Source organism: Actinoplanes sp. HUAS TT8 (genome assembly GCF_051380535.1).
Lineage (GTDB): Bacteria > Actinomycetota > Actinomycetes > Mycobacteriales > Micromonosporaceae > Actinoplanes.
In genome coordinates this window covers 10,804,812-10,818,823 of sequence record NZ_CP195646.1, presented here as the reverse complement: position 1 = coordinate 10,818,823, position 14,012 = coordinate 10,804,812, and the positions used below count along the sequence as shown (strand labels likewise).

At 71.0% G+C, this 14,012-nt stretch carries 9 protein-coding genes; 5 read left to right on the top strand and 4 right to left on the bottom strand.

Going from position 1 to position 14,012, the window contains the following annotated elements; genetic code table 11:
- Positions 1 to 15 precede the first annotated feature (15 nt).
- Positions 16 to 588 carry an antibiotic biosynthesis monooxygenase gene (locus tag ACSHV8_RS48375; RefSeq protein WP_436527227.1) on the bottom strand — a complete coding sequence of 191 codons (573 nt, stop codon included), beginning with the start codon at positions 586 to 588 and terminating at the stop codon, positions 16 to 18.
- Positions 589 to 682: 94 nt separating this feature from the next.
- Here ACSHV8_RS48375 and ACSHV8_RS48370 point away from each other — a divergent pair, with 94 nt between their 5' ends.
- The gene (locus tag ACSHV8_RS48370; protein WP_436527226.1) at positions 683 to 1,798 is read left to right on the top strand and encodes a WD40/YVTN/BNR-like repeat-containing protein; all 1,116 of its coding nucleotides are present in this window, start codon (positions 683 to 685) and stop codon (positions 1,796 to 1,798) included.
- 634 nt (positions 1,799 to 2,432) lie between these two features.
- Here ACSHV8_RS48370 and ACSHV8_RS48365 read toward each other — a convergent pair.
- Together ACSHV8_RS48365 and ACSHV8_RS48360 are read right to left on the bottom strand one after the other, a co-directional pair.
- Positions 2,433 to 3,071: a response regulator gene (locus ACSHV8_RS48365; protein WP_436527225.1), complete on the bottom strand. Its 639-nt coding sequence runs from the start codon at positions 3,069 to 3,071 to the stop codon at positions 2,433 to 2,435.
- Entirely contained in the window at positions 3,023 to 4,309 is a 1,287-nt protein-coding gene (locus tag ACSHV8_RS48360; protein ID WP_436527224.1) for a sensor histidine kinase, read from the bottom strand. Before ACSHV8_RS48360 ends, ACSHV8_RS48365 begins: the two co-directional genes overlap by 49 nt.
- Before the next feature lie 132 nt (positions 4,310 to 4,441).
- Here ACSHV8_RS48360 and ACSHV8_RS48355 point away from each other — a divergent pair, with 132 nt between their 5' ends.
- Positions 4,442 to 5,446 (top strand): fatty acid desaturase family protein, encoded by a 1,005-nt coding sequence (locus ACSHV8_RS48355; protein WP_436527223.1) that lies wholly within the window; start codon positions 4,442 to 4,444, stop codon positions 5,444 to 5,446.
- Between the two features lie 82 nt (positions 5,447 to 5,528).
- Here the strand turns inward: ACSHV8_RS48355 and ACSHV8_RS48350 are convergent, their stop codons facing one another.
- Complete coding sequence (locus ACSHV8_RS48350) at positions 5,529 to 5,948, bottom strand: hypothetical protein (RefSeq protein WP_436527222.1); 420 nt, start codon at positions 5,946 to 5,948, stop codon at positions 5,529 to 5,531.
- Positions 5,949 to 6,313: 365 nt separating this feature from the next.
- Here ACSHV8_RS48350 and ACSHV8_RS48345 point away from each other — a divergent pair, with 365 nt between their 5' ends.
- From ACSHV8_RS48345 to ACSHV8_RS48335, 3 genes are read left to right on the top strand one after another with little or no spacing between them, the layout of a single operon-like run.
- Positions 6,314 to 10,972: a type I polyketide synthase gene (locus ACSHV8_RS48345; protein ID WP_436527221.1), complete on the top strand. Its 4,659-nt coding sequence runs from the start codon at positions 6,314 to 6,316 to the stop codon at positions 10,970 to 10,972.
- A gap of 18 nt (positions 10,973 to 10,990) precedes the next feature.
- The gene (locus ACSHV8_RS48340; RefSeq protein WP_436527220.1) at positions 10,991 to 13,219 is read left to right on the top strand and encodes an MMPL family transporter; all 2,229 of its coding nucleotides are present in this window, start codon (positions 10,991 to 10,993) and stop codon (positions 13,217 to 13,219) included.
- Positions 13,216 to 13,986: a CDP-alcohol phosphatidyltransferase family protein gene (locus tag ACSHV8_RS48335; protein ID WP_436527219.1), complete on the top strand. Its 771-nt coding sequence runs from the start codon at positions 13,216 to 13,218 to the stop codon at positions 13,984 to 13,986. The genes ACSHV8_RS48340 and ACSHV8_RS48335 overlap by 4 nt, the downstream gene beginning before the upstream one ends.
- The last annotated feature ends 26 nt before the right edge of the window (positions 13,987 to 14,012 follow it).

Below are 14,012 nucleotides of genomic sequence, written 5' to 3'. Positions count from 1 at the left end.
GGCTTTAGTCGGTTTTTATTTTGGGCGCTGCCCGGTCAGCCAGGGCTGGAGGGCTCGGGTGACCCTCGGCAGAACGAGGTAGGTCATGATCGGGGTCAGGATCAGCGTAGTGATCATGGTGCGCAGGATCAGGTGCAGGCCGGTCAGATGCGGGGCCAGCAGCCAGCCGGCGAGCAAACTGACCGGGAAGAAGCCGAGCCAGATGGTCACCGCCTGCTTCCAGCGCGGCGGCGCCTTCACCTCCGGCTTGACGTGCAGGTCACTCGGCGGGAGCTCACGCGGCGGATCGAACCAGCCCTCGATGCCGGTGCGCTTCTCCATCCGGGTGTGCTCGACGAAACCCTCGGCCGAAGTCAGCCACCACAGCCGCTGCGGCGACTCCTCCCACTCCCGGAGAGCGTCCGCGGTCGCGAACCGGTAGAGCATGTGCCACTCCGGAGAACCCGGGGCCGGGCGCACCCAGCCCGTGCCGAGAAAGCCCGGGAAGTCCTCGGCGAGCGAGGCCCCGGCGCGCACCCAGGCGGCCATCTCCGCAGCTCGCGACGGATCAGCGCGGCGAGTGATGGCGACGGTGACAGCGGATTCCATGTCCCACATTCTGGTACGCGGGTGTTTCGCCCCGATGGCGTCCCGCCAATCAGTGCCGTGCCACACACCCGGCGACCCGGTATGTTCTGCGAACATGACGATCAAGCGAAGGTTGTCGATTGTTCTGCTGGCGCTCGGGACGGTGGCCGCCACGAGCGGGTTCACCAGCACGAGCCCGTCCGGCCTTCCCTCGGGCTTGTCCGGCGCGGCCACGGACTTGTCCGGTGGGGCATCCGGCTTGTCCGGCGGGCATGATCCGGTTTGGCGGCTCGGTGACACCGGGACCACCGCGCGTTTCCGTGGCCTGGCACCGGTCAGTGCCTCGGTCGCCTGGGTGGCCGGAAGCGCCGGAACCGTCCTGCGCACCGTCGACGCCGGCCGCACCTGGTCCTCGGTCGGCCCAGCGGACGCCGCTGAGCTGCAGTTCCGCGACATCGAGGCGTTCGACGCCCGGCACGCGGTGGCCCTGACCATCGGCTCCGGCACCGACTCCCGGATCTACGCGACCGCGGACGCCGGACGGACCTGGACCCGCACGTTCCAGAACGAGGACGCGTCCGCCTTCTACGACTGCATGACCTTCCTCGACCGTAGGCACGGCCTGGCCCTCTCCGACCCGGTCAACGGAAAGTTCCGCATCCTCGCCACCCGCGACGGCGGCCGCACCTGGTCGGTCCTCCCCGACACCGGAATGCCGGCCGCCCTGGACGGCGAGTTCGCGTTCGCCGCCAGCGGCACCTGCCTCACGTCGTCCTCCGGCCGCGCCTACTTCGCCACCGGCGGCGGCCCGGCATCCCGGGTCTTCAGCTCGAACGACCTCGGCCGCAGCTGGCGCGTCACCGAAACCCCCATCCCGAGCGGCCCGAGCGCCGGCATCTACGGTCTCGCATTTCGCGACCCGGCCCACGGCCTGGCCGTAGGCGGCGACTACACCGTCCCCGACTCCGCCCCCGCCGGCGCCGCCGTCACCCGCAACGGCCGCACCTGGTCGGCGTCCACCACTCCCCCGGGCGAATACCGTTCCGGCGTGGCCTGGTCCGGCCGCGCTGCCATCACGGTAGGCCCCACCGGCAGCGACCTCTCCCACGACGGCGGCCTCACCTGGCGTCGCTTCGACACCGGCAGCTTCGACGCCGTCGCCTGCGTCGCCCACACTTGCTGGGCCTCCGGCGAACAGGGCCGGGTAGCCCGCCTCACCACCCCCTTCTAACCAACCCGTTCCCACCCCCAGTTCACCCCCAACCCCACTCCACTCCCGCTTCACCCCCTCGACACACCCGTGATCGCCGGCCGAGAGATCCCGGCTGGCGATCACGGTTGCTTCGCAGGCCCTGACACAACCACCACCACCAGCCAACCGAGCCCAGCTGGCGATCACGGTTGCTTCGCAGGCCCTGACACAACCACCACCACCAGCCAACCGAGCCCAGCTGGCGATCACGGCTGCTTCGCAGGCCCTGACACAACCACCACCACCAGCCAACCGAGCCCAGCTGGCGATCAGGGCTGGTTCGTGGGCACCGATACAGCCGTGAGCACCAGCTGGAAACCGCGCCCCGCCCCGGCAACCTGGAGTGGGCCGCCACGTCGCGGAACGGTCGGCCAGCAGCAACGCGTCGCGGGAGCACCCGGCCGGCGGCAACGCCGCGCGGGACGGTCCGTGAACAGCAACGCACCGCGGGAGAACGCCCAGCCAGCGGCAACGCCGCACGGAACAGGTCCGTGGACGGCAACGTGCCGTGGGAGATGGGGCGGCAACGCTGTGTGGGGCGGTCGGTGGGCAGGAAGGCCGGGAGGGGTGGGGTGGTCGGTGGCAGGGAGATCGGGAAGGAGGGAGGGGTGGGTCAGGGGTTGAGGTAGGTGAGGACGGCTAGGACTCGACGGTTGTCGTCGTCGGACGGGGGGAGGTCGAGTTTGGTGAAGATGTTGTTGATGTGTTTGCTGACCGCTTTCTCGCCGATGAAGAGTTTGGTGGCGATGGCGCCGTTGGAGCGGCCTTCGGCCATCAGGCCGAGTACTTCGCGTTCGCGGGCGGTGAGGGCGGAGAGTGGGGATTGGCGGCGGGCCAGGAGTTGGTAGACGACTTCGGGGTCCATGGCGGTGCCGCCGGTGGCGACGCGGCGGACGGCGTCGATGAACTGGGCGACGTGGGAGACGCGGTCCTTCAGCAGGTAGCCGACGCCGCCGGTGCGGTCGGAGAGCAGTTCGCGGGCGTAGAGCGGCTCGACGTGCTGGCTGAGCACGAGGATCGGCATGCCGGGGATCTTGCCGCGGGCCGCGATCGAGGCTTGCAGGCCCTCGTCAGTGAACGTGGGCGGCAGGCGTACGTCGACGACCGCGATGTCCGGGCGATGCTCCATCAGGGCCGGGAGCAGCGCCGGTCCGTTGTCGACGGCGGCCACGACCTCGCAGCCGTGCGCGGTCAGCAGGCGGGTCAACCCGTCCCGGAGGAGGGCGTGGTCTTCGGCGAGAACGACGCGCAAGGCAGCTCCATGGTCACGACGGTCGGTCCGCCCGGTGGGCTGGACAGGCTCATCGTGCCATCGAACGCGGCAAGACGGCGTTCGATGCCTCGCAGGCCGCTGCCCCCGGCCGGGTCGGCGCCGCCCAGCCCGTCGTCGCTGACCTGCATGATCAGCAGCGTGCCGCTGTGCCGGAGGTCGACCCGGGCGCTTGTCGCATAGCTGTGCCGGGTCGTGTTGGCCAGGGCCTCGGCGACCGCGAAGTAGGCGGCCGACTCGACCGGGGTGTCCAGCCGCCCGGGCAGCGCGGTCTCGACGGTGATCGGGATCGGCAGGGCCAGGGCGAGCGCGCGGACCGCGCCGTCCAGCCCGCGCTCGGCCAGCACCGGTGGGTGGATGCCGCGGACCAGGTGCCGCAGGTCGGCCAGCGCGGCGGTGCTGGTCTCCCGGGCCTCGGCGAGCAGTTTGCGGGCGCCGGCCGGGTCGGACTCGACCATCTCCTCGGCCAGGCCGATCGTCATGCCGAGCGACACGAGCCGGACCTGGGCGCCGTCGTGCAGGTCACGCTCGATCCGGCGGAGCTCGGCGGCCTGCGCGTCGACCGTGTCGGCCCGGGTGACGGTGAGCTGGCTGACCCGCAGGCGCAGCTCGGCGTTGCGGGTGGGCCCGAGCAGCAGGCGGGCGAAGAGCGCGTCGAACCGGCGCAGGTGGGGTGCGCCGGCCACCCCGATGGCCAGGATCAGCACGCCCTGGGGCAGGGACAGGAACGCGTCGCCGACGGTGTCGAACGGCCAGATGGCACCGTAGCCATACCACCCCGTGCCGAGCCAGATCCACAGCGGAACGAGCAGGACGCCCTCCAGCCCGTAGAGCGGAACGGCAAGTATCAGCGCGCCGAGGGCGATGCCGATCACGGCGCCGGGGACCAGCCAAGCGAAGTCGCGCCAGGTGGCCGGGTCGGTGAGGATCCACCTGTAGTAACGCCACGGGCCGACCCGGCCGCTCTCCGGCAGTGGGCGATAGGGCCGGGCGATCGGCACGCCGGATCGCGCGGCGAGCCGCCGGGCCAGGTCGGCATGCGCCCGGACCAGGAGCGTGACCAGCGGGAACAGCACCATGCCGAGGAACGGCACCACGCCCAGGACGAGCGTGGCCACGGAGAGCACGAACAGCGGCAGGTTCAGCGCCGCGAGCGGGATGGCGATCAGCCCGCCGAGGACGGCGCGGAGCCCGCCCCGGATCCAGTCACGCGAGTCCATGACCCCATCCTGCCCACCCTTCGCCCGCCTGTCGGTAGTGCCAGCACTACCCCCGCACCGGGGGTCTTCCCGGCCCCGGTCGGGGGGTCTGCGCTCCTGTGCCGGCGCCGCCGAACCGGTTGGCTGAGAGGCATGACGACCATGACGGAGCGGCCACGCGCCGCCGGAAGTGACTTCGCGGAGCTCAACCGACGGATCAACGCGGCCGGGCTGCTCCGCCGGAGGCCGGGTTACTACGCGCTCCGCCTGAGCCTGGTGGCGCTCGCCCTGATCGGCGGCTGGACGGCGTTCTTCCTGGTCGGCGCGTCGTGGTGGACCCTCGCGGTGGCGGTTTTCCTGGCCGTGGTGTTCGCGCAGGTCGCGCTGGTCGCGCACGATCTCGCGCACCGGCAGGTGTTCCGCACGAACCGGCCGAGTTCGCGGGCCGGCCTGATCGCCGGCAACCTGGCGATCGGCATGTCCTACGGCTATTGGATGGACAAGCACACCAAGCATCACGCGAATCCGAATCACGACGACCTGGATCCGGACGTCGGGCCCGGTGTTCTGGTCTGGTCGCGGGAGCAGGCCCGGGAGCAGGGCGGATTCCTGGCCAGGCACCAGGCCTGGCTCTTCTTCCCGCTGCTCACCCTGCTCGGGATCTCGCTGAAGCGGGACAGTGTCCGCGCGCTGATGAACGGGACGGTGAAACGGCGTGGAATGGAGTGGGTGCTGCTCGGCGCGCACTTCGTGGGATATCTCGCGGCGCTGCTGCTGGTGCTGAGCCCGCTGCAGGCTCTGGCGTTCCTGGTCGTACACCAGGCGCTTTTCGGGGTTTATCTGGGAATGACCTTCGCGCCCAATCACAAGGGCATGCCGCACCCGGACGGAACCGAGGATTTCTTCCGTAAGCAGGTTCTGACGTCACGCAATGTTCGCGGCGGCCTGCTCACCGACGCGGCGCTGGGCGGGCTGAACTATCAGATCGAGCATCACCTTTTCCCGGCGATGCCGACGCCCAATCTGCGCAAGGCCCAGCCGATCGTCCGGGATTACTGTGCGGAGATCGGGGTTCCTTACGAGATGACCGGTCTGTTCGATTCCTACCGGCAGGCTCTGCGCCATTTGCACGAGGTCGGCGCCGACCTTCGGAGCTGAGGATCAAGGCCGCCCCGGGGCGCGCGGTTCGCGCGCCCCACGGCCGCATCAAAAAACTAAAAACAATTTCGCCGTACGGCGATCAGCCGATCCCGATGTTGTTGTGAGCGCTGACCGGAGCGAAGCGCCGGTTGCCCAGCCACACCGCGTCGTATCCGTTCACCAGCAGGTTCGCCAGGGAGACGGGCGGCGGGACGGGGCCGTTCTTGCACTCGGCCCAGCCGCCGAAGTCGGTGGTCGCCTCACAGAGCGGGAAGCGCTCACCGGTGGTGGTGAACTGGATCGGCAGGCCGGCCACCGGGTGGCCGTCCCAGGTAGTGAAGTGGGCCTTGAGCCCGAGCGTCTCGCGAGCGATGACGTCGAGAGTCCCGTAGTAGGCGGTCGCGTTCATGCGAACGGGACCGAATCGTGGTGCCGAGGGGGCCGCCTGAGCGGGGCTGGAGGCGGCGAGGCCGGCCAGCGCCGCGGCTGCTGCGAGCCACCGCATGGTCGTTTGCTTCATGGCGCACAAAACTAGGCGAAGCGGGCGTTTTTCCCAAATCGACACACTCACGGGTGACGGAAATCCTCCCCGACCTGCATGGGGACAACGCGCGAGCGGCCCCGACCGCGACACGGGGGTAATGCGAAGGGGTGATCCGGAGTAAAAGATCACACCGCCCGGCCCGGCGTTGCTCTAACTTTTGAGAGGAAGCCGCAACAGGTGTCTCGTGAAAACGCCGAGACAGCTTCCATCCTTTTTCCGCGCGTCGTGCGTTAGCCTCTGCGGACGAAGCGCATCTGCCGACGATCATCCATCGGCTTGTCCCGCGCTTCCCCGGTCGCCTTACGGCGGACCTTCAGGCACGCAAGCATGGGGAACATTCATTGGACATTGCCATCGTCGGCCTATCCTGCCGTTTTCCGGGGGCGCGCGACGTGGTCGAGTTCTGGGCGAACTCACTGGCCGCCGCTCATCAATTCCGGCCCGTACCGTCGACACGTTGGAATCACGAAACATTCTATTCGACGAATTTTCGTGACACCCATTCCACGTACACCGACCGGGTGGCCTTTCTTGACGAGGTCGAGAAGTTCGCCGCCCTGCACCACCGCATCCCACCGCGGCGTGCCAAAGCCATGGATCCGCAGCACCGCCTGCTCGTCGACCTGGCCCGTGAGGCGGTCCAGGACGCGGGCTGGGAGCGGCGTCCGTTCGATCGTTCGACCACCGGTGTCTTCGTCGGCCTGAGCACCGCCGACTACAAGGACATGACCGGGGCCCGGCTCACCGCGAGCCTGCTCGCGGACGGTTCGTTGTCGGCCAACGCCAACGACCCGGAGCTGCTGAAGGCCATCGCCGAGGCGGCCAAGGCGGCCATCGACCCGCCGCAGTCGTTCTCGATGGCCGGCTCGCTGCTGAACATGGCCCCGGCCACCGTCAGCGAACTGCTCGACCTGGGCGGCCCGTCGTTCGCGGTGGACGCGGCCTGCTCGTCGGCGCTGGTGGCCATGCACGAGGCGGTCAACCACCTGCGCGCCGGCTCGTGCAGCGCGGCCCTGGTCGGCGGGGTGTTCGTCAACCTGACGCCGAACGCGCTGGTCGGCTTCTCCCGGGTGGGCGCGCTGTCGCCGGCCGGGGTGTGCCGGCCGTTCGACACCCGGGCCGACGGCTTCGTGCTCGGCGAGGGCGGCTCCCTCGCGGTGCTGCGCCCGCTGGACGACGCGCTGGAGGCCGGCGACCGCATCTACGCGGTGATCAACGGCATCGGCACGGCCAACGACGGCAAGGGTGCCGGCCCGATGACGCCCCGCGCCGAGGGCCAGGAGCAGGCCATGCGAGCCGCCTACCGGGACGCCCGCGTGGAGCCGGGGGCGATCGACTTCCTGGAGGCGCACGGCACCGGCACCACCGTCGGCGACAAGGTGGAGATGGAGGCGGTCCGGCGGCTGCGGGCCAAGTCCGCGGACCGGGCCTGCTACCTGTCGTCGGGCAAGGCGACCATCGGGCACACGCTGCCCGCGGCCGGCGCCGCCGGTGTCCTGCGGACCGCGCTCGCCCTGCACCATCGGACCGTCCCGCCGCAGCCGGCGAGCATCGACCCGCACGCCGAGCTGCCGCTGGCCGAGTCGGGCCTGACCATCGCCACCGAACCGCGGCCGTGGGAGCAACCGGCCGACGACCGGCGGCGGGCCGGGGTCAGCTCGTTCGGGTTCGGCGGCACGAACGTGCACGCGGTGCTCAGCGAGGCGCCGGAGCCCGAGGAGGACGGCGACGACGCCGACCGTCCGTGGGTGGTGCTCCTCTCCGCCGACAACGGGGAGCTGCTCACCTCGTACGCGCAAAGGTTGTCGGGTCTGATCGCCGCGAACGCGGCGCTGACGCCGGCCGCGGTGGCCCGGACGATGGCCAGCCGGACCCTGCTCACCGCGCGGCTCGCGGTGATGTGCCGGACCCGCGCCGAGCTGGCCGAACGTCTCGCCGTGGCCGCCCGGGAGCTGGCCGCGGGGGCCACCGGACGGCTGGCCGCCGGGCTGTACGCGAGCCTCGCCCCGCTCGCGCCGGAGCAGCGCTCGCTGGCCTTCCTCTATCCGGGTCAGGGCTCGCTGCGGCCCGGCGTGCTGCGGGACCTGGTCGCGCGGTTCCCGGCGCTGGCCGAGCACGTCCGCCCGCTGGCCGACCGGGTCGACGAGCGCACCAAGACCCCGGTCACCGACCTGCTCTGCGACACGCCCGGACCGGGCGACGAGGACCTGGTCAGCGCCACCCGGATCTGTCAGCCCGGCCTCGGCGTGACCGGGATCGGGATGACCCAGCTGCTCGCCGACCTGGGCGTGACCCCGCAGGTCACGCTCGGGCACAGCGTCGGCGAGCTGGCCGCGGCGGTCGCGGCCGGGTCGCTGACCCCGGACGACGGGCTGGAATTCCTGATCGAGCGCGGCGCCGCGGTCACCGCCGGCCCGGAGCCGGAGCCCGGCACGATGGCCGCGGTCCGGATCGACGCGGCCGGCTTCGAGCAGCTGCGCGCCGGCATCGAGGGGGTCTGGGCGGGCTGCTACAACCACCCGACCCAGATCGTCGCCAGCGGGCACCGGGACGCGGTCGACCGGCTGGTCGAGCGGTGCCGGGAGCGCGACGTCCCGGTGGTGCCGCTGCGGGTGTCGCACGCGTTCCACTCGCCGCTGATGTCCGAGGTCGACACCCGGGTCGCCGAGCACCTGGAGCGGCTGCCGGTGCGCAAGCCGATCCGGACGTTCGTCTCCAGCGTGGACCCGTCGGCCGCGGCCGATCCGGAGACGCTGCGTGCGCTCTGGGCCCGGCAGGGTTCGGCGCCGGTGCTGTTCCGCGACGCGATCGACAAGGCGATCGCCGGGGGCGCGAAGATCCTGGTCCAGGTCTCGGCTGGGGACGCGCTGCTCGGGATGGCGGCGCAGACGCCGGCGGCCCGCGGGCTGGACTCGATCGCGCTGATGCCGTCCGAACCGGACGAGGGCTACGCGCTGCTGGAGGGCCTGGGGCGGATCGCCGTCGCCGGTGCTCCGGTGGATCTCACGCCGCTCTTCGAGGGGCTGGGCATTCCGCTGGTCACGCTGCCGCCGTCACCGCTGGCCGAGCAGCACTACTCGATCCGGCGCACTCAACCGGGCGCAGCCCCGGCCCGATTTGTCCGGACAAGTGAAGATCGTCACACCCGTACCCCCGTAACCCCGGCGCGCGAGGCGCAGCCGGCCGCCGCAAACAGGAACGGAGAGCAGATCCCGGTGAACGACGTCATCTCCCTGATGCGCGAGCAGCTTGCGGTCCTTCGCGGCATCGGTGCCGAGCCGGGCGCCCTTCCGGACGCCCCGGTCAGCCCGGCCGTCCCCGCCGTCCCGGCCCTCCCGGCCGTGGCCGCCGCCGAGGCCCCGGCCAAGGCCCAGCCGGAGATCGCCCCGCCGCCCGCGGCCCGCGTCGCCGTCCCGGCCCAGAAGCCGGCGCCCTCGAAGGTCGACGACCGGCAGATCTTCGCCGAGCTCGCGGCCATGGTCGGCAAGATCAGCGCGTACCCGGCCGACATGGTCCGGCCCGAGCAGTCGTTCGCGACCGACCTGGGCTTCGACTCGATCATGACGGCCGAGCTGATCGCCGCGGCCAAGCGCCGCTGGACCGACCTCGACATCGCGCCCGAGCAGGTGTTCGGCATCGCCACGGTCGGCGAGCTGACCCAGCTGCTGGCCCGGGCCCTGGGCGGCGGTGCGGTCGCTCCGGCGCCGGTCGTGGCCCCGGCACCCACGCCCGAACCCGAGCCGCAGCAGTCGCTCGTCCCGCGGTCCGACACCCGCCGGCCCGAGGTCGCCGACATCACCAAGCTGCCCGAGGTCGTGCAGTTCGAGTCCCGCGGCAACATCCTGGAGCGGGTCGGGGTGGCCAACCCGTACTACATCGTGCACGACAGCGTGATCAACGCCCGGACCTCGGTGCACGGCCGCCAGCTGATCTCCTTCTCCAGCTACAACTACCTGGGCCTGTCCGGGCACCCGATGGTCAACTACGCGGTGAAGGAAGCGGTCGAGCGCTACGGCTCCTCGGTCTCGGCCGCCCGCATCCTCTCCGGCAACCGGGCCCTGCACGACGAGCTCGACCGCGGGCTGGCCGCGCTGGTCGGCGCCGAGGACGCGATCTCGCTGCTCGGCGGGCACTCGACCAACGTCGGGATCATCGGGCACATGGTCGGCCCGGAGGACCTGATCGTGCACGACGCGCTCGCGCACGACAGCATCCTGCAGGGCTGCCGGCTCTCCGGGGCCAACCGCCAGCCGTTCCCGCACCAGGACCTGGCCGCCCTGGACGCGCTGCTGACCCGGATCCGCGACCGGTACCGCCGGGTGCTGATCATCGTCGAGGGCGTCTACAGCATGGACGGCGACATTTGTGACCTGCCGGCCCTGATCGCGCTCAAGAAGAAGCACGGCGCGCTGCTGATGGTCGACGAGGCGCACAGCATCGGCGTGCTCGGCGCCCGCGGCGGCGGGGTCGGCGAGCACTTCGGGGTGGACCGCCGGGACGTCGACATCTGGATGGGCACCCTGTCGAAGTCGCTGGCCAGCTGCGGCGGCTACATCGCCGGCCGGCACGAGCTGATCGAGTACCTGCGCTACACGCTGCCCGGTTTCATCTTCAGCGCCGGCATGAGCCCGGCCAACGCCGCCGCCGCGCTGGCCGCGCTGCACATCCTGCGGGAGGAGCCGCAGCGGCTGAAGGTGCTGCACGACCGGGCCGCGACGTTCCTGCGGTTGTCCAAGCAGGCCGGTCTGGACACCGGGCCGAGCCTCGGAACCCCGGTCGTCCCGTGCATCACCGGCGACTCGGTCAAGGCGTTGAAGCTGGCGGACGCGCTGCTCAAGAACGGGGTCAGCGCGAACCCGATCATGTACCCGGCCGTCAAGGAGCAACTGGCCCGCCTCCGGTTCTTCATCACCGCCGAGCACAGCAACGAGGACATCGAGACGACCGTGGACCTGTGCGCCCGGTTCCTCGACCCGGCTCGGGTGCCACAACCGGCCTGACCAGCCTGAAAGCAGATCATGACCTCTCTGACACGCACGCCGCCCGTGGCCGGGGACGACCAGCCGGTCGTCCCCGGGCCGGGGCCCGTCGTCCGGTTCACCGCCCGCCGCCCCAAGCTCGTCCTGCTCGTCGCGCTGCTGCTGGCCGGGCTGGCCGTGGCGTTCAGCGGCGACGTGGTGACCGCTCTGAAGACCGGCGGTTTCGACGATCCGGACTCCGATTCGGTACGCGGACGGCAGGTGCTCGCCGAGCACTTCCGTACCGCCGACCCGAACCTGGTGGTGCTGATCTCGAAGCCGGGCGGCAGCGTCGACGACCCGGACGTCCGGGCGGCGGCCAAGCGGGTCACCCAGCACCTGGCGGCCGACCCCGGGGTGACCGTGGCCGGCTCCTACTGGGCCGGCGGGCCGCCGCAGCTGGCCGGCCGGGCCCACGACAAGGGCATGATCCTGGTCCACGTAGACGGCGACGACGACACCAGCGCCGACCGGGCCGCCGTCCTGCACGACCAGCTCGCCGTCGACCAGGGGCCGATCCAGGTCCGGTTCGGCGGGTTCACCCAGATCAACAACGACATCAACGACCAGGTCACCAAGGACCTGGCCACCGCCGAGTCGATCGCCATCCCGATCACCCTGGTGCTGTTGCTGCTGGTCTTCGGGACGGTCGGGGCGGCCGGGGCGCCGCTGCTGATCGGCATCTTCTCGATCGTCTCCACGCTGGGCACGCTGCGGCTGCTGGCGGCGATCACCGACGTGTCGGTCTTCTCGGTCAACATGGCGACGGCGCTGGGGCTGGGTCTGGCCGTCGACTACAGCCTGCTGTTCGTCTCCCGGTACCGCGAGGAGCGGGTCCGGGAGGCCGACCTGGCCGTGGCGCTCGGGAACACGATGCGGACGGCCGGGCGGACCATCCTGTTCAGCGCCGCGACCGTGGCCGTGGCGCTGTGCAGCCTGATGGTGTTCCCGCAGTACTTCCTGCGCTCGTTCGCGTTCGCCGGCATCGCCGTCGTGGTGACCACCGTCGGCGCCGCCATGCTGGTGCTCCCGGCGCTGCTGGCGCTGCTCGGGGCCCGGATCGACAAGTGGTCGGTGTGGAAGGTGCGGGCCGAGTCGACGTTCTGGGCGCGACTGGCCGCCTTCGTGTTGCGCCGGCCCGTCCGTACGGCCGCGCCGGTGATCTTGATCTTGGTTTTTCTCGCTCTTCCCTTCACCCATGTGCGTTTCGGCGTGGCCGACGATCGCGTGCTGCCGCACGAGGCCGAGAGCCGGGTCGTCGCCGACACGCTGCGCAACGAGTTCGCCGACACCGGCAGCGGGGCGACGGTGGTGGTGGCCGAGCATTGGGGCGGCGGGACCGACGCGCGGATCCGGTCGGCCGACTACGCCGCGCGACTCTCCGAGGTGCCCGGTGTGACCCGGGTGGACAGCATGGTCGGCACGTACCAGCACGGCGTGATCGTGATCGCCCCGGGCCACGCCGACCCGCGCTTCACCGAGGGTGACGCGACCTGGTTCTCGGTGGTCAGCGAGGTGGAGCCGTACTCCGACGCGGGCGCCGACCTGGCCCGCGCGGTGCGTTCGGTGCCGGTCCCGGCCGAGGTTCCGGTGCTGGTCACCGGCCCGGGCGCGCAGCTGGTGGACATCACCGGCTCGATCGGCGGGCGGCTGCCGATCGCCGCGATCCTGATCGCGGTCACCACGTTCATCCTGCTCTTCCTGCTGACCGGCAGCGTGCTGCTGCCGATCAAGGCGCTGCTGCTGAACACGCTGACGATGAGCGCGGTCTTCGGCGTGGCGGTCTGGGTCTTCCAGGACGGCCACCTCTCGTCGGTGCTCGGGCAGACCGGGGCGCCGCTCGCGGTGGCCATCCCGGTGCTGCTGTTCTGCGTGGCCTTCGGCCTGTCGATGGACTACGAAGTGTTCGTTCTGTCCCGGATCATCGAACGCCGCGAGCACGGCGCCGACCTGCACACCGCGGTGGTCGAGGGGATGTCCAAGAGCGTCCGGGTGATCAGCGCGGCGGCCGGCATCCTGTCGGTGTCGTTCCTGGCCATGCTCTCGTCCGGCGTGTCCCTGATCCAGTTCTTCGGGCTCTGCGCCAGCCTGGCCATCATCCTGGACGCGCTGCTGGTGCGGCCGATCCTGGTGCCGGCGTTCATGCGGGCGGCCGGGCGGTGGAACTGGTGGGCGCCGCGACCGCTGCGGGCGTTGCACGCGCGGCTCGGCCTCAAGGAGAGCGCGTGAGGGTTTCCCTGGCCGAGATCCGCGAACGTACGTACAAGCCGGTCGACGCCTGGTGGACGGTGCTCCTGGTCGATCCGCTGGCGTCCCGGCTGGTGCGCCTGGTCGCGCCCTGCCGGTGGATCACCCCGAACGGGCTGACCCTGGTCGCCACCGTGATCGGCGTCGGCGCGATGGCCGCGTTCGCCCAGGGTGACCCGCGGTCGCTGGTCCTCGGCGCGGTCCTGTTCCACCTGAGCTTCGTGGTCGACTGCATGGACGGCAAGATCGCCCGGCTGAACGGGACCGGCACGGTCTTCGGCCAGTGGCTGGACTTCGTGCTCGACCGGGTGCGGGTCTTCTTCTGCGCGCTCACCCTCTTCGGCGGGCAGTACCTGCGGCACCAGGACGTGGCCTACCTGTGGCTGATGGCCGTGGCGATCTTCCTGGACCTGATCCGTTACCTCAACGGCAGCCAGGTCGCCAAGGTCCGCCAGGTGATGACCGACGAGCTCGGGCCGGCCGAGGACGATGCCGGCGGAGCCGGGCGCACCGCGGCCTGGCTGGGGCGCCGCCGGATCCGGACGCATCTGTTCAGCGGGATCGAGTTCGAGATGTTCGTCTACATCATCGGCCCGCTGACCGGCCTGATCTTCCCGGTGACGATCGTCGCGGGGGCGGCCCTGCTGCTCTTCGAGTTGATCGTGATCATCCGGCTCTATCAGGCGGCCCGGGAACATCCGGCTCGGCTCGCGGCGGCCCGGGAGCGGCTCGTCTCCAGCGGGGTCTGACCCCGGGGACAACCCCGGGCCGGGGT

Coding starts and splice junctions, on each gene's coding strand:
- ACSHV8_RS48360 (WP_436527224.1), bottom strand. CDS start 4,309: ATGGACTCGCGTGACTGGATCCGGGGCGGGCTCCGCGCCGTCCTCGGC.
- ACSHV8_RS48375 (WP_436527227.1), bottom strand. CDS start 588: ATGGAATCCGCTGTCACCGTCGCCATCACTCGCCGCGCTGATCCGTCG.
- ACSHV8_RS48350 (WP_436527222.1), bottom strand. CDS start 5,948: ATGAAGCAAACGACCATGCGGTGGCTCGCAGCAGCCGCGGCGCTGGCC.
- ACSHV8_RS48355 (WP_436527223.1), top strand. CDS start 4,442: ATGACGACCATGACGGAGCGGCCACGCGCCGCCGGAAGTGACTTCGCG.
- ACSHV8_RS48340 (WP_436527220.1), top strand. CDS start 10,991: ATGACCTCTCTGACACGCACGCCGCCCGTGGCCGGGGACGACCAGCCG.
- ACSHV8_RS48370 (WP_436527226.1), top strand. CDS start 683: ATGACGATCAAGCGAAGGTTGTCGATTGTTCTGCTGGCGCTCGGGACG.